The sequence below is a fragment of the Allobosea sp. P1_B10 genome, from assembly GCF_056406735.1.
The window spans coordinates 349931-370871 of record NZ_JBFTZP010000002.1 but is presented as its reverse complement, the minus strand read 5'-3'; the positions used below and the strand labels follow the sequence as shown (position 1 = coordinate 370871).

General features: G+C 66.2%; 18 protein-coding genes and 1 tRNA gene. 3 read left to right on the top strand and 16 right to left on the bottom strand.

From position 1 onward, the window contains the following. Positions 1–2: 2 nt before the first annotated feature. From AC1D2L_RS06505 to AC1D2L_RS06480, 6 genes are all read right to left on the bottom strand, one after another. Positions 3–2339, bottom strand: coding sequence for a chemotaxis protein CheA (locus AC1D2L_RS06505; protein WP_476845017.1), 2337 nt, complete (start codon positions 2337–2339; stop codon positions 3–5). A gap of 9 nt (positions 2340–2348) precedes the next feature. Further along, complete coding sequence (locus tag AC1D2L_RS06500) at positions 2349–2708, bottom strand: response regulator (RefSeq protein ID WP_103871932.1); 360 nt, start codon at positions 2706–2708, stop codon at positions 2349–2351. A gap of 5 nt (positions 2709–2713) precedes the next feature. Then, positions 2714–3028, bottom strand: a complete 315-nt coding sequence (locus AC1D2L_RS06495; RefSeq protein ID WP_476845016.1) for an STAS domain-containing protein — start codon at positions 3026–3028, stop codon at positions 2714–2716. Positions 3029–3136: 108 nt separating this feature from the next. Then, on the bottom strand, positions 3137–3604 hold the full coding sequence (locus AC1D2L_RS06490) for a response regulator (RefSeq protein WP_476845015.1): 468 nt from the start codon (positions 3602–3604) through the stop codon (positions 3137–3139). 128 nt (positions 3605–3732) lie between these two features. Beyond that, positions 3733–5187 carry a methyl-accepting chemotaxis protein gene (locus tag AC1D2L_RS06485; protein ID WP_476845014.1) on the bottom strand — a complete coding sequence of 485 codons (1455 nt, stop codon included), beginning with the start codon at positions 5185–5187 and terminating at the stop codon, positions 3733–3735. Between the two features lie 96 nt (positions 5188–5283). Beyond that, a complete protein-coding gene (locus AC1D2L_RS06480; RefSeq protein WP_476845013.1) occupies positions 5284–6183 on the bottom strand; it encodes a DMT family transporter in 900 nt (299 codons plus the stop codon). A 202-nt stretch (positions 6184–6385) separates the two neighbouring features. Here AC1D2L_RS06480 and AC1D2L_RS06475 point away from each other — a divergent pair, with 202 nt between their 5' ends. The 3 genes from AC1D2L_RS06475 (at position 6386) to AC1D2L_RS06465 (ending at position 8968) form a co-directional block, all read left to right on the top strand. Next, complete coding sequence (locus AC1D2L_RS06475; protein ID WP_476845012.1) at positions 6386–7132, top strand: superoxide dismutase; 747 nt, start codon at positions 6386–6388, stop codon at positions 7130–7132. Between the two features lie 211 nt (positions 7133–7343). Further along, on the top strand, positions 7344–7655 hold the full coding sequence (locus AC1D2L_RS06470) for a c-type cytochrome (protein ID WP_476845011.1): 312 nt from the start codon (positions 7344–7346) through the stop codon (positions 7653–7655). A 35-nt stretch (positions 7656–7690) separates the two neighbouring features. After that, on the top strand, positions 7691–8968 hold the full coding sequence (locus tag AC1D2L_RS06465; protein ID WP_476845010.1) for an NAD(P)/FAD-dependent oxidoreductase: 1278 nt from the start codon (positions 7691–7693) through the stop codon (positions 8966–8968). Positions 8969–9037: 69 nt separating this feature from the next. On the opposite strand, the gene AC1D2L_RS06460 is transcribed toward AC1D2L_RS06465, so the two are convergent. From AC1D2L_RS06460 to AC1D2L_RS06415, 10 genes are all read right to left on the bottom strand, one after another. Then, entirely contained in the window at positions 9038–11263 is a 2226-nt protein-coding gene (locus AC1D2L_RS06460; protein ID WP_476845009.1) for a xanthine dehydrogenase family protein molybdopterin-binding subunit, read from the bottom strand. Positions 11264–11274: 11 nt separating this feature from the next. After that, a complete protein-coding gene (locus AC1D2L_RS06455; protein ID WP_476845008.1) occupies positions 11275–11745 on the bottom strand; it encodes a (2Fe-2S)-binding protein in 471 nt (156 codons plus the stop codon). A 296-nt stretch (positions 11746–12041) separates the two neighbouring features. Next, positions 12042–12117, bottom strand: a tRNA-Ile gene (locus AC1D2L_RS06450). Positions 12118–12276: 159 nt separating this feature from the next. Beyond that, on the bottom strand, positions 12277–14688 hold the full coding sequence (locus AC1D2L_RS06445) for a methyl-accepting chemotaxis protein (RefSeq protein WP_476845007.1): 2412 nt from the start codon (positions 14686–14688) through the stop codon (positions 12277–12279). 370 nt (positions 14689–15058) lie between these two features. Then, on the bottom strand, positions 15059–15469 hold the full coding sequence (locus AC1D2L_RS06440) for an acyl-CoA thioesterase (protein ID WP_476845006.1): 411 nt from the start codon (positions 15467–15469) through the stop codon (positions 15059–15061). Next, entirely contained in the window at positions 15462–15827 is a 366-nt protein-coding gene (locus AC1D2L_RS06435; protein ID WP_476845005.1) for a hypothetical protein, read from the bottom strand. The genes AC1D2L_RS06440 and AC1D2L_RS06435 overlap by 8 nt, the downstream gene beginning before the upstream one ends. Then, the gene (locus AC1D2L_RS06430; RefSeq protein ID WP_476845224.1) at positions 15827–16855 is read right to left on the bottom strand and encodes a methionine synthase; all 1029 of its coding nucleotides are present in this window, start codon (positions 16853–16855) and stop codon (positions 15827–15829) included. The genes AC1D2L_RS06435 and AC1D2L_RS06430 overlap by 1 nt, the downstream gene beginning before the upstream one ends. 93 nt (positions 16856–16948) lie before the next feature. Further along, positions 16949–18175 carry an MFS transporter gene (locus AC1D2L_RS06425; RefSeq protein WP_476845004.1) on the bottom strand — a complete coding sequence of 409 codons (1227 nt, stop codon included), beginning with the start codon at positions 18173–18175 and terminating at the stop codon, positions 16949–16951. Positions 18176–18351: 176 nt separating this feature from the next. After that, entirely contained in the window at positions 18352–18915 is a 564-nt protein-coding gene (locus AC1D2L_RS06420; RefSeq protein ID WP_476845003.1) for a type 1 glutamine amidotransferase domain-containing protein, read from the bottom strand. Positions 18916–18979: 64 nt separating this feature from the next. After that, entirely contained in the window at positions 18980–20806 is a 1827-nt protein-coding gene (locus AC1D2L_RS06415; RefSeq protein WP_476845002.1) for a putative bifunctional diguanylate cyclase/phosphodiesterase, read from the bottom strand. Positions 20807–20941 lie beyond the last annotated feature (135 nt).

Genomic DNA, 20941 nt, shown 5'->3' with positions numbered 1-20941 from the left:
GATTATCCAGCCATTTTCAGTGCGGGAACGGGTGTGTGGACGCCGGTGGCGGCCAAGCGGAGCATGGAATCGACGTCGAGGATGAGAGCCACCAGGCCGTCGCCGAGAATGGTTGCAGCCGAGGCACCATGAACGGTGCCGTAATTGCCTTCGAGGCTCTTCACCACGACCTGTTGCTGGCCGACGATCTCGTCGACCGCGATGCCGACATTGTCGCCCCGTTCGGTCTCGGCGATGATGATGATGTTCTCGCAGGGCGTTCCCGACGACCCCATGACTGCACCGAGGCGGTACATCGGCGTGACTTCGCCGCGCCAGCGCAGCACTTCCTGGCCGAAGGTCAGGTGCTCGATCGGCGTCGAGGCGAGATGCTGCGTCTCGATCACGCTGGCGATCGGGATGACATAGCGGTCGTCGCCGCAGCGGATCACCATGCCCTCGAGCACGGCGAGCGTCAGCGGCAGGGCGAGCGTGAACTTGCAGCCCCGGCCCGGCTCGGAATCGACGCTGATGCGGCCGCCCAGGGATTCGACGTTCCGGCGGACGACATCCATGCCGACGCCGCGTCCCGACACGTCGCTGATAACCTCGGCAGTCGACAGGCCTGCGGCAAAGATCAACTGGTCGATTTCTTCCGGTGCCAGCCGCTCATCAGCGCCGACGAGGCCGCGCGAGCGGGCCTTGGCGAGCAGCTTGTCGCGGCCGATGCCCCGGCCATCATCGGTGACCGAGATCACGATGCGTCCGGCGCGGTGCTCAGCGACGAGCTTGATGGTGCCTTCCGGCGGCTTGCCCGCTGCGATGCGCTCCTCGGGCGTCTCCAGCCCGTGATCCATCGAATTGCGGATCATGTGGGTCAGCGGATCCGCGAGTTCCTCGATGATGGTCTTGTCGACCTCGGTGTTCTCGCCTTCCAGAACCAGCCGTACTTCCTTGCCGAGCGTCTGCGCGAGCTCGCGAACCAGGCGCGGCATGCGCTGGAACACGGCCTTCACCGGCTGGGCCCGCACGGCCATGACGTGGTCCTGCAGTTCGCGCGTCTGGCGCGACAGCGTCAGGATGCCCTCTGCCGTCTTCGCATAGACGTCATAGGGCAGCGAGCGCACGCATTCGACCAGCATCGACTGGGTGATGACGATCTCGCCGACGAGGTTCATCAGCTTGTCGATGCGGTCGAGATCGACACGCACGCTGACGGCCTGGCGCTGGCGCGCGGCGGCGGCATCGGTTGCGGGCGCGCGCGCGGCGGCCCTGGCGGCAGGGGCTGCTTCGGTAAGCGCTCGTATGGGCGTCGCGACCGCAACCGCAGCCATCTGGATAGCGGGCTGGTTCGCGGCGACGGGAGCGGGACCGAGCTTGGCCAGGATGGCGGAGAGATCCGCGGCGACACCGGCAGACACCTCCGGCTCGGGCGCAGTCGCCGCAACCGGAGCAGGTGCCGGCGCCGCATCGTCATTGGCCGCGGGAGCGGCCTCGGCGACGGCCTCGATCTCGAATTCCTCGGTCGCGAGCGTGAAATCGAACCGGCTGCAGATTTCCTCGACCGTCAGTTCGGTGTGCAGGTTGACCACGAAGCGCATATGGCAGTCGGTGACGTCGAGCGTCTCCAGTGACGGCACATGGCTGAGGTCGCAGGCGATGGAGACGATGTCCTCGGCCGGCAGCGAGGCGAACACGACGCGCGGTTCGATGACCCGGCGGAAGAGATCGCTTTCCGGATGGATTCGCAGGCACAGGTTCCGGCCGGGCTTGTCGGCGGCTGCGCCGACCGCAGGCTCTTCGTCCCAGCTCGTATCCATGCTGACCGACGCGGCAGGCGGCGCCATCTTGGCATCGACCATGGCGAGCAGGTTGCCGAGCGCGGCGATTCCCAGCGGCGCATCGTCGGCAGGGACAGGTGCAGCAGGAGCCGCCGCGACAGGCACGACAAGCTGGGCCGGGGGAGCTGCCGCAGGCTTCGGCGCCTGGCCGACCTGCTCCAGCGCTTCCAGCAGATCCGGGCGCGGACGGGCCGGCTCGTCATTGCGCGCGGCGGAGACGAGATCGGCGACCGCATCCGAGCACCGCAGGAAGAGCGCGAACGGCGCGTCCTCGATCCCGACGCGGCCCGAGCGCAGATGGTCGAGCGAGGCTTCGAAGACATGCGCGAAGGCGACGAGCTCGGTGCAGCCGAACGCACCTGCGCCGCCCTTGATCGAATGGATCGCGCGGAAGGCGGCGTTGACGTCCTCCGGATCCGTCGAGCCCTCGTCGAGCGCCTGGAGCTTCTGCTCGAGAGCGCCGAGGAGTTCCTCGCACTCCTGGAAGAATGTCTGCTTGAGTTCGGCCAGCGGATCCATCGAGACGCCTCAGTTCTGGTAGCGTGCGACGAGGCCGAGCAGGGTATTGGGCTCGAACGGCTTGACCATCCAGGCACTGGCGCCGGCACGTCGCCCCTCGGCCTTGATCTCGGCGCCGTTCTCGGTGGTCAGCACGATGATGGGAGTATTCTGTCCGGCAGGCCGGGCCCGGCAGGCGCGCGTGAACTCGATCCCGTCCATCAGCGGCATGTTGAGGTCGGTGATCACCAGGTCCGGCTTGAACTGGTCGAAGGTGGTCAGGCCCTCCTCGCCGTTCTCTGCGGCGGCGACTTCATGCCCGGCATTGCGCAGTGTCAGGCACAGCAGGCTGAGCAGAGTCTTGGTATCGTCGATAGCCAGGATCTTCATCCGTATCACTCCAGAACGAGCGCGGTTTGAGCGGGATCAAACCCGATCGCCTGCAGGGATTTGCGGCATTCCTCGGAAGCCGCCTTGAGCGTGACGGTGAGCCCTAGCGCCTTGGCGCTGGTGGCCGCGGAGTGCAGCAATTGCACCCACAGGCTCGGCAGAGGACCGGCGGCCGCACATTCGACGCTGATGCTCTCCTTCTGCTCCAGCGCTACGAGCAGCTGGTTGCGGAAGGCGGCAGCCTCGGAACGCCCGAGGAAGGGCGGAAGGGATACGGTGATGACCACGGCGGCGCGACCTATGAATGTGCCCTCAAGCATCGCGTCGCATTGGTAAAAATTTCGCTAAGCCCGACCTCGGCCGTCAACCTTTCGGGCATTTGCAAGGCGGTTGTGGCATCGACGCACCACAACCACAGGACGTAGTCCTCAGAACATGTTGTTGCTGATCGCGCGGGGCACCAGGGAGATGCTGCCCCCCTGGTCGCGATATTTCCGCGGGATGTTGATGATCCCCGAAAGATGGACCCAAAGGTTGTTGGGCGAGAGCGGCTTGGTGATGATCTCGTGCGCGCCGAGCTTGGCCGCCTGCACGACGGAGCGGCGGTCAGGGCGTTCCATCATTACCAGGACCGGGGCCTTGGCGAAGGGCGAGGTATTGAAGGAGCGGATCGAAGCCAGGCATTTCGTGCTGCCGGAATCCGGCATGTCCCAGTCCAGGATCACGATGTTGGGCTGCTTCTGGATGAACATCGTCGCAGCCGAGGACAGGTCAGATGCCTCGAAGATGCGGTTCAGCTGCGCCTGATAGAGCATCGTGCGGATGATGCGCCGATAGTGCGGGCTGGAATCGATCAGCAGCACCGAAAGGTTCGGGAAAGACGGCGCGATATGCATGACGCTGCTCGATCACTCACTCAACACAACGCGCGAGGCACGACACACACCCGCGCAAACATCCAGACATGACCCTCATCGCGAGCAGCAGCCGCCAGGCCGCGTTTCGAAGTGGAGCCCTGACTCGGTCAGACGCTCAGCCCGAACCGGAACCCGCCCCAATGGCGGCCCTTGATCCTGATCGGCGCCGAGAGATCTTCCATCACCAGGAACTGCCCGCCGCCCATGTCGCGCCGGTAGGTCTGCAGCAGGAACGGCTTCTGGTTGCGTGCCGCGGCCAGCCCCGTGCGATCGTCGAAGATGCGCCGGTTGCGGCAATTGGCATTGTTCCAGACCGGGTCGTGGCCCTGCGGCTGTGCGTATTTCCGGTTATGCGTCGGCAGGAAGCCATTGCGGTCGACCGCTGCACAAAACACGATGCGGCGGTTTCCGGCGAGCAGCTTCTCCTGGATCGGCGGCAGGATGCGGTCGGTCAGCGCGACGAAGCGGGTCATGTGCTGCACCGGGTCGGAGCCGGCGATCGGCCGGTAGGCATCGTCGAACAGATCGGCCATGCTGACTTCGCCGCGCGCCAGTGCCTGCTCGAACAGCTTGCCGATCTCGTCGGCCGTCTCCATCGCGGTCGCGATCAACTCTGACTGCGCGGTTCGAACGCCGGATGCTGCGATCGAACCCAGGATCGCCTCCGAGATCGCAACCAGCGAGGCTGTCCGCTGCGCCGCGCGCTCGAGGTATTCGGTGGATTGGTCGACGCCCGCGACCAGGCCTTTCAGGTCCTCTCCGACCTTGACGCAGGCCGTCGCGTTCTCGCGCGTCGGCGTGGTGATTGCGTCGATGTCGCCGATCAACCCGACGACAGATCGGCCAAAGCTATCGAGTTCACCGACATGCTCGGCGATGCCGAGGCTGCCCTCGCTGGCGCGCCGGGCAGTTTCCGCATTGGTTTCGCTACGGCGCGCGAGCAGGTCGATCGTCTTGACCAGCGTCTCGAGTTGCTTGGCGCTGAGGGCGGTCGCCTCGCGCGTCTGTTCGGCCAGATGCTTGACGGCCGCAGCGATCACGGCAAAGCCGCGGCCGGCCGCGCCGCTGCGAGCGGCCTCGACTCCGGCATTGATAGACAGGAGCTGAATCTCGCGGGTGATTGTCTGGATCGCGTCGCTCGATGTCCGGACCTGATGGGCGTCCGCTACGGCTCCCGCGAGGCCCTGCGAGATCGATTGCGCGCCTTGCGACAGCGATTCAATGTCGGCCTGGGCCGAATTTAATCCGATGCGGACCGCGCCCGTGACGCGCTCGAGCCCCTTGCGCACGACGGAGGCCGTCTCCTGCGCGCCCTCGGCCGCCTGCTGGATGGCGCGATTGGCACGCGAGACCTGCTCGACCGCGTTGACGAGGCCGTGCAGCCCCTCGGCCTGGCCCTCGAGCTGCACCGTGACATCGCCGATGCGGCCGGAAATATCGGTGATCTCGGCGCCGAGCTTGCCGAAGCGCTCGGCGATATCGCGCACGGCGCGGGCTGCGCCATCCTCGTGGCGCACATCCTCATTGGCCGGCGGTTGTAGCCTCAGAGCCTGTGCGTGCATGACGAGACCGGTCCATGGTCGGAGAACGACGTCATACCCTAACGAAAACGCAGTAAACCCGCGGTTAATGCCGTATTCGGCGGCTTGGCCCTCGGCTCAGCCAGGCGCCACCTCTCGCCTGCGGCGTGCCGGCAGCAGGATGGTGCCCGACGCTGCCATCACCAGCGCGAGCCCGACCCAGTCTGTCACGCTCGGCTGTTCGCCGAGCAGCACCACCGAACCGAGCGCTCCGACCGCCGGCACCATCAGCGTGCCGATGCTGGCGATCCCGGCCGGCAGGCGCACGATGACGTTGAACCAGAGGAAGTAGGCAAGAGCCTGCGCGCCGAGGACGTGAAAGGTCAGCGCGGCGATGGTGCGAGGTTCCAGCGGCTTGGGTACCGGCAGCCCCTCGAAGACGAGCATCCCAATCCCGGCGGTTGCCCCGCCCACCAGCAATTGCCAGCCCGCCACGGTGACCGGCGGTGCCGATACCGGCCAGCGTTTGGTGAAGACCGTGCCGCCCGCCCAGATGACGCTGGCCAGCAGCGCGAGCCCCAGCCCCCAGGTGACCCCGCCATCCCGCAGCAACGGCAGGCCGAGCGTCGCGAGCCCGCAGGCGCCGAGCGTCAATCCGAGCAGCCTGCGTCGGTCGAGAGGCTCGCCGAGCCAGAGCCTCGCGAGCAGCACCGCCCAGATCGGCATCGTGAAGGTCAGGATCGCAGCGCGGGAGGTCGGCGCCATCAATTGCGCGAAGGCGAGCAGCACGTTGAACGCGCCGATCGAGAGAAATCCCGCAAACAGCAGCCGCGGCCACTCGCTGCGCGCGACCTTGAGGCGCTGGCCACTCAGGAGCGCGACAGCGATCAGCATCAGCCCGCCCACCCCCATGCCGCCCGTGCGCAAGGTCCAGGGCGCGATCTCCATCAGGGCGATCCGGACGGCAGGCCAGTTCAGGCCCCATAGGACGCCCAGAAGCGGAACGAGAAGCAGCGTGCGTGCGTTGGGCTGTGGCATGGCGCGACCATGGCAGACCGGCCGCCATCTCCGATATGCGAAGTTGCGTCACCGGGCCGCCATGAATGCAGCGCTCATCTGGAGGCCCTACCCGAACATCCCCTTGAAAAATAATGCCGGGCCGGGCTGCATCGCTTCAGCATTCCGGCGCATAACCTAACGACAGGCCGCGCCGCCAAGGCGACAGCCGATGGAGGATCTCATGAACGAGACGAATGCCCTCTCCCGCCGCGGTCTGATCGGCTTCGGTGCCGCTGCGCTCGCCATCGCCGCCGCACCGAAAGTCTGGGCGCAGGCCGCGACGCCAGCCCCGGCGGCGGGGCCCTTCTCGCTGCCCAAGCGCGCCTATGAGGCGAATGCGCTGGAGCCGCATATCGATGCCACCACCATGGACATCCACTACAGCCGCCACCACGCCGCCTATGTCGCGGGGCTCAACGCTGCCGCCAAGGAAAGCAGCGTGGTCGCGGGCAAGCCGATCAACGAGCTCCTCGCCAACATCAACCAGGTGCCGGAGAAGCTTCGGGTCGCGATCCGCAATGCCGGCGGCGGACATGCCAACCACAGCATGTTCTGGGAGATCATGGGTCACGGCGCCGGTGGCAGCCCGACAGGCGACGTGGCGGCCGCGATCACGAAGGATTTCGGCGGCTTCGACAAGTTCAAGACGGATTTCGAAACGGCGGGGCTGCGCGTCTTCGGCTCAGGCTGGGTCTTCGTCACGGTCGACAAGGCCGGCAAGCTCGCGATCCTCGCCAAGCCCAACCAGGACAGCCCGATCATGGACAAGCACATGGTCCTGCTCGGCAACGACGTCTGGGAGCACGCCTATTACCTGAAGTACCAGAACCGGCGCGCCGACTACCTCAAGAACTGGTGGAACGTGGTCAACTGGACCAAGATCAACGAGCGCTATGCCGCCGCAAAGGCCGGCACGCTGGCGATCTGAGCCCCGGTGGCTTCCTCGACCCGCGACCATCTCGCGGCCAACCACATCGCCCGGCTCAGGCCGGGCGTTTTCACGCTGGCGCTCACCTCTCCAACGCGATCGTGAACACCGCGGCCCAGTTGTTCTCGGGTAGAACCAGCCCTCGACAGTTCAGCCCCGCCATGGGGCCGCGCAGCAGGGGCGCCCAGAGATGCGGTACCGGAGGGTGCAAATGGCGATCATCCTGCCGCTGCTCGTGCTGGCCGGGTTCGCCACTCCCCGCGCCGCCGAGGCCGCCGGCGACAAGGAGTTGGGCGCGTATCTCTCGGCCGAATGCAGCGGCTGCCATATCGTCGCCGGCCCGCCGCAATCGGGCATCCCTATGATCGCGGGTTGGCCCGAGGAGCAGTTCGTCGCCGTGATGGAAGCCTATCGGTCGAAGCAGCGCGAGAACCCTGTGATGCGGGCCATCGCCTCACGCCTCGGCCCGGACGAGATTTCGGCACTCGCCGCCTATTACCGCAGCCTCGAGCCAAAGCCCTAGTCGCGCCCGGCGCGCAACCAGATCGGGAGTGCAGGATGCAGATCCACCGCCGTCACCTCGTCCGCGCCGGCCTTGGCCTTGCGAGCACGCTGGCGCTGGGCGCCCCTGCGCTGCTGGGCCAGGCGAAGCCGCGCGTGGTGGTCATCGGAGGCGGCGCGGGCGGCGCGACGGCTGCAAAATACATCGCCCGCGACAGCCAGGGCGCGATCGCCGTGACGCTGGTCGAGGAGCATGAGAGCTACCAGAGCTGCTTCCATTCCAACCTCTATATCGGCGGCTTCAAGGCATATGACGATCTCGTGCACCGCTACGACGCGCTCGCCTCTGCCCATGGCATCACGCTGGTCCGTGCCCACGCCACGCAGATCGACAGGGACCGCAAGGAGGTTCTGCTCTCGACCGGAGACCGCCTGCCCTATGATCGGCTCGTGGTCGCGCCCGGCATCGACCTGAAATATGATTCCGTGCCCGGCTGGTCACGCGAGGCCGAGGAACTGATGCCGCATGGCTGGAAGCCCGGCGCGCAGACCCGGCTGATCCGCCAGCGCCTCGACGCGGTGCCCGATGGCGGCACCATCGTGATGATCGCACCGCCCAACCCGTTCCGCTGCCCGCCCGGGCCCTATGAGCGCGCCTCGATGTTCGCCCACGCCCTGAAGGCGGCGGGCAAGAGCAAGGCGAAGATCATCATCCTCGATCCCAAGGAGGCCTTCTCGAAGCAGGCCGCCTTCATGGCGGATTGGGAGCGCCGCTACCGGGGCATGATCGAATGGCTCGGCCCCAAGGTGCATGACGGCGTTACCTCGGTCGATCCGAAGACCGGCACCGTCGTCACCGGCTTCGAGACCTATGAGAACTGCGATTTCGTCAACGTCATTCCCGCGCAGATGGCGGGAGCGATCGCCCGCGATGCCGGGCTCGCGCCCGAGGGCGGTTATTGCACCATCGACGCCGCCAGCATGAAGTCGGTGGTGGATGCCAACGTGTTCGTGCTCGGGGACGCCTGCATCGCCGGCGACATGCCGAAATCCGCCTTCTCCGCCAACAACCAGGCGAAGGTCGCGGCCATGGTGATCCGCGGCGAGCTGACGGGCTCGCGCACCTTCCCGGCACGCTATTTCAACACCTGCTGGAGCCTGGTCGACACCGACGACGCGATCAAGGTCGGCGGTCGCTACGAACCCCGCGACGGCAAGATCACCGCGACGGAAAGCTTCGTCTCGGCGCCCAGCGAAAGCGCGGCTGTGCGCCGCGAGACCCAGGCCGAGAACATGGCCTGGTACCCCGCCATCATCGCCGACATGTTCTCCTGAGCCACCAATGAAAATGGCCGCGACAGTGTACCGTCGCGGCCGCGAAGTTTGTTTGGGCTGGCGCGGGGCTCAGGCCTTGAGCGCGGCCTTGACCTTCTCGGGCGTGAACGGAGCCGAGCGCAGGCGCGCGCCGGTCGCGTCGAAGATCGCGTTCGATATCGCCGAGGGGATGACCGCGGCAGTGGGCTCGCCGGCACCCCAGGGCGGCTGATCCGGACGGTCGATCAGCTCGACATGGATCTGCGCCATCTCCGGGAAGGTCAGGATCGGGTAGCTCACCCAGTCGAGGCTGGTCGACATGGAGCGGTCGTAATTGACCTCCTCCTTCATCGTCCGGCTGACGGTCTGGTGGATATTGCCCTCGATCTGGCTGACCACCCCATCTGGATTGATGATCTGGCCGCAGTCATGGACGACATGGAAGCTCTTGACCTTCACGATGCCGGTCGAGGGCTCGACCTCGACGTCGCAGACGATGCCGACATAGGTCCGGCTCATCTCGTAGCGGGTGTAGCTGATGCCACGGCCCTTGAGCACGCCGGCCGAAGCGGTCGTCGCCTTGGCCTGCGGCGACGGGCGCGGCTCCCACTTCGCGAGCGTCCGGAGCTTCTCCAGCACCTCGATGCCGCGCTTGTCGCCGAGATACTTCAGGCGCATCGCCAGCGGATCGACCTTGGCCTCGGCAGCCAGCTCGTCCAGGAAGCACTCATTGGCAAAGGTGTTCTGCATCCGGCCTGGGGCGCGGATCCAGGACGGGCGGAACGGCGTCGACTCTAGCCGGTGGCAGACCGTGCGCATATTGGCGAGCCCGTAGGGGATCTCCGAATTGCGAATCACGTTGCCGGGCGCCATCACGTTGGGAACCGGCAGGCCTGCGAGTTCCTGGGCCACCACCGGGCAGTTGCCCGGCATCGCCTGCGGCACGAAGAACTCCGAATCCCAGGCGGTGATCTCGCCCTTGTCGGAGACGGTCGCGCGCAGGTCCATCAGGGTCGGCGGACCCATCGGCTCCCAGGCGTGCTCGTCGGCGCGCGACCACTGCACGCGCACCGGCTTGCCGATGCCCTTGGCGATGATTGCAGCGTCGGCAGTGGCATCCTCGTGGCCGTTGCGGCCATAGCAGCCCGCGCCGTCGAAATAGATGCAGCGGACGTCGTCCTTTGCCATGCCGAACATCTCGGCCAGCTGGATGCGGAGGTTGTGCGTCGCCTGCGAGGCCGACCAGGCGGTCAGCTTGCCGTCCTTGAACTCGGCGATGCCGCAGGACGGGCCCATCGAACCGTGCAGGTTGATGGCGTAGTCATAGGTCGCCTTCAGGACCTTGCCATCCTTGCCCATCGCCGCAGTGACGTCGCCGACATTGCTGGTGACGTCGTCCTTGACGACCTTGGTGTTGCGGATGTGGTCCCAGATCTTGGCCTGCTCGGGCAGGCGCTCGGACTTGGACCAGCTCGCCTTGAGCTGCTGGGCGGCGCGGATCGCGTTCCACTCGCTCGTGGCGACGACAGCCAGGAAGTCCTTCTGGCGGAAGACCGAGGCGCCAGGAATGTCGGCGATCGATGTCTCGTCGACCGATTCAAGCGTCGCGCCATAGGCCGGCGGGCGCACGACGCGAGCATGCACCATGCCGGGAACGCGCACGTCCTGCATGTAGGTGAAGGTGCCCAGGATCTTGCCGGGGATGTCCGAGCGGACGACCGACTTGCCGACGACGGTAAAATCCTTCGGCGCCTTGGTCGGGACTGGCTTCTTGGGGTCGAGCTTGATGTTGAAGCTCTTGCCGCCGATCAGGTCGCCATAGCTGACGGACTTGCCCGACTTCGCCGTGACGACGCCGTTGCGGACGGAGAGTTCTTCCTTCGGCACGCCGAGATTGGCGGCCGCGGCTTCGACCAGCGCATGACGGGCGGCAGCAGCCGCCTGGCGCAGCTGGATGCCGCCGTTCTGGATCGCGAGGCTGCCCGAGGACACACCCTGGTCGGGAGTGAGCCAGGTGTCCCCCTGGACGAACTTGATGCCGGTGACATCGACGTCGAGTTCCTCGGCGACCATCTGCGGCAGCGCCGTCGAGACACCGGTGCCGATGTCGACCTTGCCGGAGAAGACGGTGACGACGCCCTTGGCGTCGATCGAGAGATAGGCGTCCAGCTCGGTGGTCGCGAGCGGCTTGGCCGGCGGGAAGACTGCGCCCTGTGCGGGGGCCTGCGCCTCGGCGACGCGGCCCGACAGCGAGAACGCAACGACGAGGGCGCCGGAGCCCTTCAGCAGGTTGCGACGGGAGAATTGCATGTTCATGGTCGCTCCCCTTAGCCCTTGCTCGCCGCGCGCATGACGGCCTTCACGATGCGGGTATGCGTCCCGCAGCGGCAGAGATTGTCCTTCAGCTCTTCCTTGATCTGAGCCTCGGTCGGGTTCTTGTTCTTCGCCAGGAACGCGGCCGACTGCATCACCATGCCGTTGATGCAATAGCCGCACTGCGCGGCCTGCTCCTCGATGAAGGCGGCCTGCACCGGGTGCGGCTTCTCGGGCGTGCCGAGGCCTTCCAGCGTCACTATCTTCTGGCCTTCGGAAATCGACGACAGCGGCGTCACGCAGGAGCGGACGGCTTCGCCATCGATATGCACCGTGCAGCAGCCGCACTGGGCCATGCCGCAGCCGAAGCGCGGGCCGTGCAGAGCGAGATTGTCGCGCAGGGCGTAGAGCAGCGGCATGTCGGGATCGTCGATCGTGATCGACTCCTTCTTGCCATTCACGGTGAGCGCCATTGAAAGGGCCATGGGTGTTCTCCGGGTAGCAACGGCCCGACGCGCTGGCGAACGGGCCGCATAGTGGTGGCGGCAGTGCACCCCCATGCGATCAAGGACGCACGCGCTGCCTAAGTCATTTCTTCTTTATAATAATTCAAAAGAAAGTCGACCACGTCCCCCGCGTTCGCTGTGCCAAAGCAGGACGACGAGAGTGCATGTCGATCGATCTGGGGGTCTGTGCGAGGGCTTGCCGCGACCAACGAGCCGTGGCCCGGCAACTGCCGAGCGCGATATGGAGGCGGGCCGCGCGGTGGCGATGGCAGTGCTGGTGGGGGTGGCAGGACTCGAACCTGCAACCAGACCGTTATGAGCGGTCGGCTCTAACCATTGAGCTACACCCCCGAGCGCCGGGTGGATATCACACTCTTCCGGCGGGTTCGACTGGCTTCGCGCAGATTTCATGTTGATGCGCGCAAGCGCATGCAGAGCGCTGAAACGAGAGAGGCCCCTGCCGTCTTGGAACGGCAGGGGCCTCTCGGACTCAGATGCAGGCCGGACGGCTCAGGCGGCTTCGGCGATGCCGTATTGCGGCCGCTCTTCGGCGACATGGCCCTGCCGGAACTGGAAGCGGCCGATATGCTCGGTCAGGGCACGGGTCTGTTCGTCGGTCAACGCCAGGGCTGCATTGGTCTCCTCGACCAGGGCTGCGTTCTGGTGTGCCATTGTGCCGATGCCGTCGATCTCGGTGTTGATCGCCGAGACGTCGGTGGCCTGGCTGCGGGCCGTCTGCGAGATGCCGTTCATCAGCCCGGTCAGGTCGTTGACCGAGGCGACGATGGCCTCGAACATCGCCGAAGTCTCCTCGACGAGACCGACACCGACCTTGACGTCGCCATGGGCGGCCTCGACCAGCTTCTTGACGTCGTTGGAGGCGTCGGCCGAGCGCTTGGCGAGGCTGCGGACCTCGGTCGCCACCACCGCGAAGCCACGTCCGCTGTCGCCGGCGCGTGCCGCCTCGACGGCCGCGTTCAGCGCCAGCAGGTTGGTCTGGAAGGCGATCTCGTCGATCATCTGGATGACCTCCGAGATCTTGTTCGACGAGGCCCGAATGCGGTGCATCGCTTCGAGCGCGGAGGCGACGACCTTCTCGCCCTGCTGGGCGCGCTGCTCGGCGCCAACGGCCATGCCGGTAGCCTGGGCAGCTTCGGCCGCAGTCTTCTTGACCGTGCCGGCGAAGGCGTTGAGCTGGTTGGTCGCCATCGAGACCGCGTTGCTCTCCTCGCTGGTGCGCTCGGCGAGATCGGTGACGCCGTCCAGGATTTCGCTGGTGGCGCTGCGCACGGCCGCAACCGTGTCAGACAGGCGCGCCAGCGTGCTCTCGAATTCGCCTGCCAGCCCGTTGGTGCCGTTCTTCAGCTCGGCGAAGGCGCCCTGGTAGACTCCCTCGACGCGGGTCGACAGATGACCGGCGGACAGCTCCGCCAGCACATCGCAGGTCTCGGACAGTCCTGTCTGGACGGTTTCGAGCAGTGCGTTGATCGAGCCCGCCAATGCGTTGAGCTCGGCGTCGGCGAAAGTCGCCGCCACGCGCTGGCTGAAGTCGCCGGCAGCGGCCGCCGTGACCACCTCGCCGAAGGCTGCTCCCAGCTCGGCCATCATCGCACGACGCTGTTCGAGAGCCCGGGCCTCGTCCTCGACCTTGGCGGCCTCGGCAGCCCGCAGCGCCACCGCGTTGTCGCGGAACAGCAGCACGCTCTTGGAGATGTCGGCGATCTCGTCATTGCCCTTGGCGTCGACGACGGTGTCGAGCTTGCCGTCGGCAATGGCGCGGGTCGCAGTCCAGAGACGGTTCAGGCGACCCACGATGTTCGGGCGGACATAGAACAGCGAGAGCGCCAGCGCGACGAGCAGCGAGCCGATGCCGACAGTGCCGAGCCAGATCTTGCTCTGCTCGATCAGGCTGCTGGTCGCGGCAGCGGCAGCCTCCGCATCGCGGCGGGTCGAGGCGACCAGGCTTCCGACCTCGTTGCGAACAGCGCCGACAGCGGCGTCGGTCTTCGTAAGTCCGGCCTGGATGCCTGTGCGGGTCTTCAGGTCGCGCTGGCGGATCGTGATGATGCCATCGGGCTCCTCGCCCAGTGCGATCACGGCGGCGACGGCCTCGGCGCGCACCGGGTTAGGCTGGAGCTTGTCGGACTCGGCGAGGAGGCCGCGCACCTGGGTCAGGATGGCGCGGAAGCGCGCCTTGCCACCGTCGAGCGCCGGCAGGCTCTCGGCCTGGGAGATCTCACGGAGCAGGCCGACGAGTTCGCTGACCTGCAACTGCAGGGCCTGCGCGGTCTGCAACGCGGCGAGATCCTTGTCGATGATCTTCGCCAGTGCGTCCTCGACCTCCTTGCCGGTCAGTTGCGTGGCGCTGGCAATGTTCATCTTGACGTTGAACTGGGCGTCGCCGGTCTCGAAATCGGCCAGCGAGGTGAAGCCCTCGCGTGCCTTGGCGAGACGCTCGAGCGCACGGCCAAGATCGGCGGCATGGCGCAGGCGGTCGACGGTCAGGTCATTGATCGTGCTGATCTCGCTGGCGAGGTCGGCGATCGTGATTTCGGTATTGCTCTTGTCGACGTTGCCCTGCAGGCCGATCTGGCGCAGCAGGTCCGCCTGCTTGGCCTCGACCGTGGCGAGCTCGGCGCTCAGCGCGGTACGCTGCGCGGCCGTCTCGACCTGGCTGAAGCCAGCCGCAAGTGCACTCGACTGCGTCGCCTGCTGCCGCACCTCGAGCGCGAGCTCGACGGTCGGCATCTTGCTCTGCACCAGTTCCTTCACGGTCGAATCGATCCGGTCGTACGAAAACCAGGCCACCAGCGAGGCCGCAATGGTGAGCACGGTCAGCACGCCGAGAGCCGCATAGATGCGCGCTGCGATCCCGATCCGCAGCGGCGTGCCCGACCTTGGCGGCTTGTTAGGCTTCGTCATACGAACTCTCCGAAATGCAGCGCGGCGTCTTGGTTCTGTAGGTCGGTCGGGGACCGGGGCGGATTCAGGTGGCCCGGAGGCCCGATGACAGAAACACCGGGTGCAGCAGAGGCACGACAGAACGACGCGGCGGCGCAGCGCGAGAAGCCTGGCCAGCCAGGTTTTCGCCACAAACGCGCATACGCATTCCCTCAGGTTTCTTATCTGATCTGCCTAGGCCGATCGGATGTGAAGATTGAGGGGATGCCCTTAAGGAACGTTTAAATCAGCGGATTCTTCTGAATCACTCGCTTCGGATCACACTTCACAATCCGTTAACGGCTGAGGCGGGCAGCGGGCCAAATCCGGGCGCCGGAGACCTTCACCTGTCCTAGCCCTGCGGCGGCTTCGGCACCGGGCGCGGCCTTCCCTCTTCGTCGATCGCGACAAAGGTGAAAGTGGCGTCGGTGACCTTCTCGTGCAGCTGGGTGCGGAAACGTCGAGCCCAGGCCTCGACATGGATCTTCATCGACGTCCGGCCGACGGATTCCACCTGCGTATAGACGCTGAGCACGTCGCCGATCTTGACCGGACGGATGAAGGTCATCGCCTCGACGGCCACAGTGACCACGCGGCCCTGTGCCCGATCGACCCCGGCGATGCCGCCGGCCTGGTCCATGCGCGACATCACCCAGCCGCCGAAGATGTCGCCATTGGCGTTGGTGTCGGCCGGCATGGCGATGGTGCGGACAGTCAATTCGCCCAGCGGCTCTTCCTCGGGGCTCACGCCGGGTTCAGTCATTGCCGTCCTTTCCCTGCTCGACATGGAAATGATGAAGCACATGGTGCAGCACCGGCGCCAGCACGAAGCCGGTCGCAATCACGACGAAAAGCCCGGAGAACAGTGCATAGCTGCCGGCGAAGATCTTGCCGGCGGTGGTCTTGAGCTCGCCGACCGGCCCCATGCCCGACAGGATCATGGCCGCGTTCACATAGGCGTCGACGGCGCCCATACCCTCGGTCGCCATGTAGCCGACCATGCCGATGGCCATCCCCACCAGCGCCAGCCCCGCCCACAGCCCGATCGCCCGACCGAGATTGCGGGCAAAGCGCCTGCGCGCTTCGACAGCACTGATGGCGCTCCGGCGAACGATCGCCATCAGCCGCGTCCGAGTTCCGCCCTGACCAGTGCCGCTCCGGCCGACAGCGCCGCGAGCTTGCCGTAGGCGACCTCGAACGACATCGGCGCGAGCCCGCAATTGGTGCACGGAAACAGCTTTTCGGGCGCGACGAATTTCAGCGCGGCGCGGATCGTGGCAGCGACCTCTTCAGGGCTCTCGATCGCGTTGGAGGCGACGTCGATCGCGCCCGCCAGCACATCCTTGCCGTCGAGCAGCTTGATCAGCTCAAGCGGCACCTTCGAGTTCCGGCACTCCAGCGAAACCTGCTTGATCGAGCTCTTCGCAATGGCCGGGAAGGTCTCCTCGTAATGCCGCCATTCCTGGCCGAGCGTCGCCTTCCAGTCGATGTTGGCCTTGATGCCGTAGCCGTAGCAGATGTGGACGGCGGTCGTGGCGGTGAGGCCCTGCGCCGCACGCTCCAGGCAGGCGATCCCCCAATCAGAGACCTCCTTCATGTAGACGTTGAAGGCGGGCTCATCGAACTGGATGACGTCGACGCCGATCGCCTGGAGCTCGTGCGCCTCCTCATTCAGCGCCGCGGCGAACGCCATGGCGAGGTCCTCGCGCCGGCCGTAATGCTCGTCGGCAATGGTATCGACGATGGTCATCGGGCCCGGCAGCGTGAATTTCAGCTTGCGCTTGGTGTGAGCACGGGCAGCCATGGCTTCCATGCGGTGCACGGCCCCCTTGCGCCGGATCGGGCCGGTCACCGTCGGAACCTCTGCCTTGTAGCGATCGTTGCGGATGCCCATCACCGTCTTCTTGGCGAAGTCGATGCCGTCGAGATTGGCCAGGAAGCCGTGCACGAAATGCACCCGCGCCTGCTCTCCGTCTCCGACGATATCGAGGCCTGCATCCTCCTGCAGCTTCACCGAGAGGATCGTCGCATCGCGCTTGCCCGCTTCGAGCGCCTCGCCCTGCAGCTTCCAAGGGGCCCAGAGTTTTTCGGGCTCGGCGAGCCAGGTCGGCTTCGGCAGGCTGCCGGCAATCGTGGTCAGGAGCATGATGTGTCCTTGGGAGCGTCGGGTTGCAACGACATCGGACTCAGCACCGAGTTTCGTCAAGCGCAAAGCGCGCTGAACGGCTTGCTCCCGATCTGCTCAGGCGGCGACCAGCTTCGGCCGCCGTGCCCTGCTCAGCAGCCAGCACACCACCGTCAGGTTGACGAGGTTCCACGCCAGGCCGTTCAGGAAAGCGACGCGATAGGAGGCGAAGAAGTCGAAGATCGCGCCCGACACGTAGCCGCCGAAGGCCATGCCCAGCACGGTCGCCGACATCACGATCCCGATGCGCACGCCTGCCTCCTTGGCCGGCATGTATTCGCGGATGATGACCGCGTACATCGGCACGATTCCGCCCTGGAACAGGCCGAAAATTCCGCTGACGATGTAGAGCGAGGACAACCCGTCGAACCACAGATAGAGAAACAGGGCGGTGCCCTGTGCCACGGAGCCCAAGGCGAGCGTCGCGACGCCGCCGATGCGGTCCGCCACGAAGCCGGAGCCGATCCGGCTGACGATGCCGAGCAGCATCATCAGCGAGAGCATCTCGGCGCCACGCGCCACGCCGTATCCGAGATCGCCGCAATAGGCGACGATATGGACCTGGGGCATGGCCATGGCGACGCAGCAGCAGAATCCAGCGCCCGCCAGCAGCCATTGCAACTGGTTGGCGCTCAGGCCGAGGTCGCCGCGCGCCCCCGCGCTCGCGGCGTCGTCGGCGATCATATGCACGGCGGACGGCCGGCGCCGGAAGAACAGCGACAGCGGCAGCATCACGGCGAACATGGTGACGCCGATGGCGATATGGGTCGCGCGCCAGCCATGGTGCTGCAGACCCCAGGTGATCAGCTGCGGCCAGACCACGCCGGCGAGATAGCTGCCCGAAGCGCCGAACACCACCGCGAGCCCGCGGTGCCTGCGAAACCAATGCGAGAGGTCGGCAATCAGCGGCGTGAAGCCGGCGCCGCTGCCGAGGCCGATCAGGAACAGATGCACCAGCGCGAACTGCCAGAGCGACTGGGCCAGCCCGGCCAGCATGTAGCCCGTCCCCAGAAGAACCGCGCCGATGACGATCGGCACCACGATGCCGTAGCGGTCGGCAATCCGGCCCATCGCGATATTGCCAAAGCCAAAGCCGATCATCGCGCAGGTATAGGGCAGCGAGGCTCCCGATCTCAGCGTGCCGAACTCGGCCTGAACCGAGGGCAGCACGACTACGACGGACCAGGACCCGACGCAGGCGATCGTGCCGAGCAGCAGGGCCATGCCCAGCCGCATCCAGGCGTAGGAGGAATCAGGCGCGTAGCGCTCATCCTGGGGAACCATGTTTCCTCGCAGTGTCGTTCGCCGACGACTTTTTCTGCATCGAGGATTAGGCGGCGGGGCTCAGGGCGGCAAGCGCAGCCATCGCAGGGCCGGACGGCGTTCCCCGCGCATGATCGTCGCTCCGAATACGTGGGGAGGCCGCAGCATTGGTCATGCCCCTTTGGCAGCGCGGCGCCTCAGGCGGCCCGGCTGCGCTCGTGGCGGCCTTCCTTCACTTCCTCGATGATCTTGGCGACGAAGGCCGGCAGGTCACCCGGATTTCGCGAGGTCACGACGCCCTTGTCGGTGACGACCTCGCTGTCCTCCCAGAGTGCGCCTGCATTGACCATGTCCTGCCTGATCGTCTTGTAGGAGGTGAGCCTGCGCCCCCTGGCGATGCCGGTATCGATCAGAAGCCATGGCGCGTGGCACACCGCCGCGACGACCTTCCCTTGCTCGAAAAAGGCCTTGATCAGGGCCAGAGCTCTCGGCTCGCCCCGCAGCGTATCGGGATTCATCTGCCCGCCGGGTAGCACGATCGCGTCGTAATCGGCGACCTCGACCTGATCGAGCGCCATGTCGACCTTGACCGGCTTGCCCCAGTCCTTCTGGTCCCAGCCGGTGATCTCGCCGCTCTCGGGCGATGCGATATCCACCTTGGCGCCGGCCTCCTGCAACTCGGCATGAGGCACGTCGAGCTCCGATTGCTCGAATCCGTTCGTCGCGAGGATGAGGATGGTCTTGCCCGAAAGCTGGCCCATGTCGGTCTCCTGATCTGAAGAGGTGTCCGACTGGAAAACCAGCGAGGGCGCGATGCGTTCCGCCCTAGGCGCTCGTCACCTGGGCGCCCGTCACCTGGGCATAGGCGCTCGCCGGGAGCGGCCGCCCGAGCAGGAAGCCTTGCGTCAGGTCGCAGCCTTCTTGGATCAGGAAGTCGAGCTGCTCGGGCGTCTCCACCCCCTCGGCCACGACCTCGATGCCGAGCGCGTGGCCGAGTTGGATCACGGCGCGGGTGATGGCCACAGATTCCAGCGTCACCCCGAGCTTTGCGATGAAGCTGCGGTCGATCTTCAACGTCGTCAGTGGGAAGCGGTGCAGATATGACAGCGAGGAATAGCCCGTGCCGAAATCATCCAGCGCGATGCGCACGCCGAGCGCGCGCAGCTGCGCAAACGTCGCCATGGCGCTGTCGGCATCGGTCACCATCACGCCTTCCGTGATCTCGAGTTCGAGGCGTTCGGGGTCGAGCCCGGTCTCGGTCAGCACCGCCTCAACGCGGGCGGGCAGGTCGCCGGACTGGAACTCCAGCGCCGAGACGTTGACTGAAATCCGCAAGGGCTGCGTCCAACGCGCCGCCTCGATGCAGGCGCTGCGCAGGATGTAGGAGTCGAGCGCGGCGATCAGCTCGCCCTCCTCCTCCGCCGCAGCGATGAAGGCCGATGGCGCGACCAGGCCGCGCACCTTGTCGTCCCAGCGCGCAAGAGCCTCGAACCCCGCGATGCTGCCATCGGCCCGGAACAGCGGCTGGTAATGCGGCGTGATCGCCTTGGCCTCGATCGCCCCGCGCAGGTCCTTGCGGAAGCTCTGGCGCTCCTGCTCGCGCGCCTGTTCGACGATGTCGAACATCCGCATCGTGCCGGGGCCTTCGGACTTGGCGAGCTTCAGCGCGGCATTCGCAGCGGCAACCAGGCGGATCTCGTCATCGCCGTCCTGCGGGTAGCGCGCGCAGCCGGTGCTCACGCTGATCGAAAACGACTGCCCGCCGCAGATGAACTTCGCATCGAAGGCCGAGCGCACCTGCCTTGCCAGGAGATGCACCTCGCTGCCCGTCGACGTGGCAGGCGAGACGACCATGAACTCGTCGCCGGCCATGCGCGCCAGGAACACATCGCCCAACGCCCCGCGCAGCCGGTGCGCGGCCTCGATCAGGACGGCATCGCCGACGCTGTGGCCGTAGTCGTCGTTGAGAGCCTTGAACGCATCGAGGTCGAGCCGCATCGCCAGGAAGCTCTCGCCACTGCGCTGCGAGCGCTCGATGCAGTCCTCGAGATGGGCGCTGAGCGCCGGCCGGTTGGGCAGGCCCGTCATCCCGTCGCGACGATAGGATTCGGCGAGCAATTGCTCGGCCTGCTTGCGTGCGCTGATATCGATGACGAGGTTGAAGCCGCCGCACAACGCGCCGCTGGCGTCAAAGAGCGGAGTCGGCAGGGGCATGATCGGCACCCGCTCACCATCGGGACGTTCGATCATCATCTCGACGCCGCGGATCGGCAAACCGTCGCGCAGCGCGATGGCCATCGGCGACGCGTCGTCGGCGACCGGCAGTCCGTCCATGGTGAAAAGGCGATGCGTGATCGTGTAGCGGTCGCCGCCCGGCACGGGATCGCGCCCGACGACCCTTGCTGAATGGCGATTGGCGTAAGTCACGACGCCCTCGGCATCGGTCATGTAGACGCAGGCCGGCAGCTGATCGAGCGCCCGGACGAACCAGTCAGCGCCCGGCAGGGGCTGGCCGTCGGCCTCGGCAGCGCCCGGGAGCGCCGCGACGTCGACGCCGCCCTCGGCGAGAGCGGCAAGACTCTGCGCCACGCGAACGTCAGCTGGATATAGGCTGAAGGCATCCGCTTCAGGGCTGGTGACAGCCTTGGGCATTCGGGACATCCGCTCGGTGACCTAGATAGCGCAGGAGTTCGATAGAAGGCATAAAACTACAATAAAATCTTAAAAATAGGGCAATCTACAAGTAAACGCCAACTTACCGAACATTTAACTCTGCAGGGGAAGGAA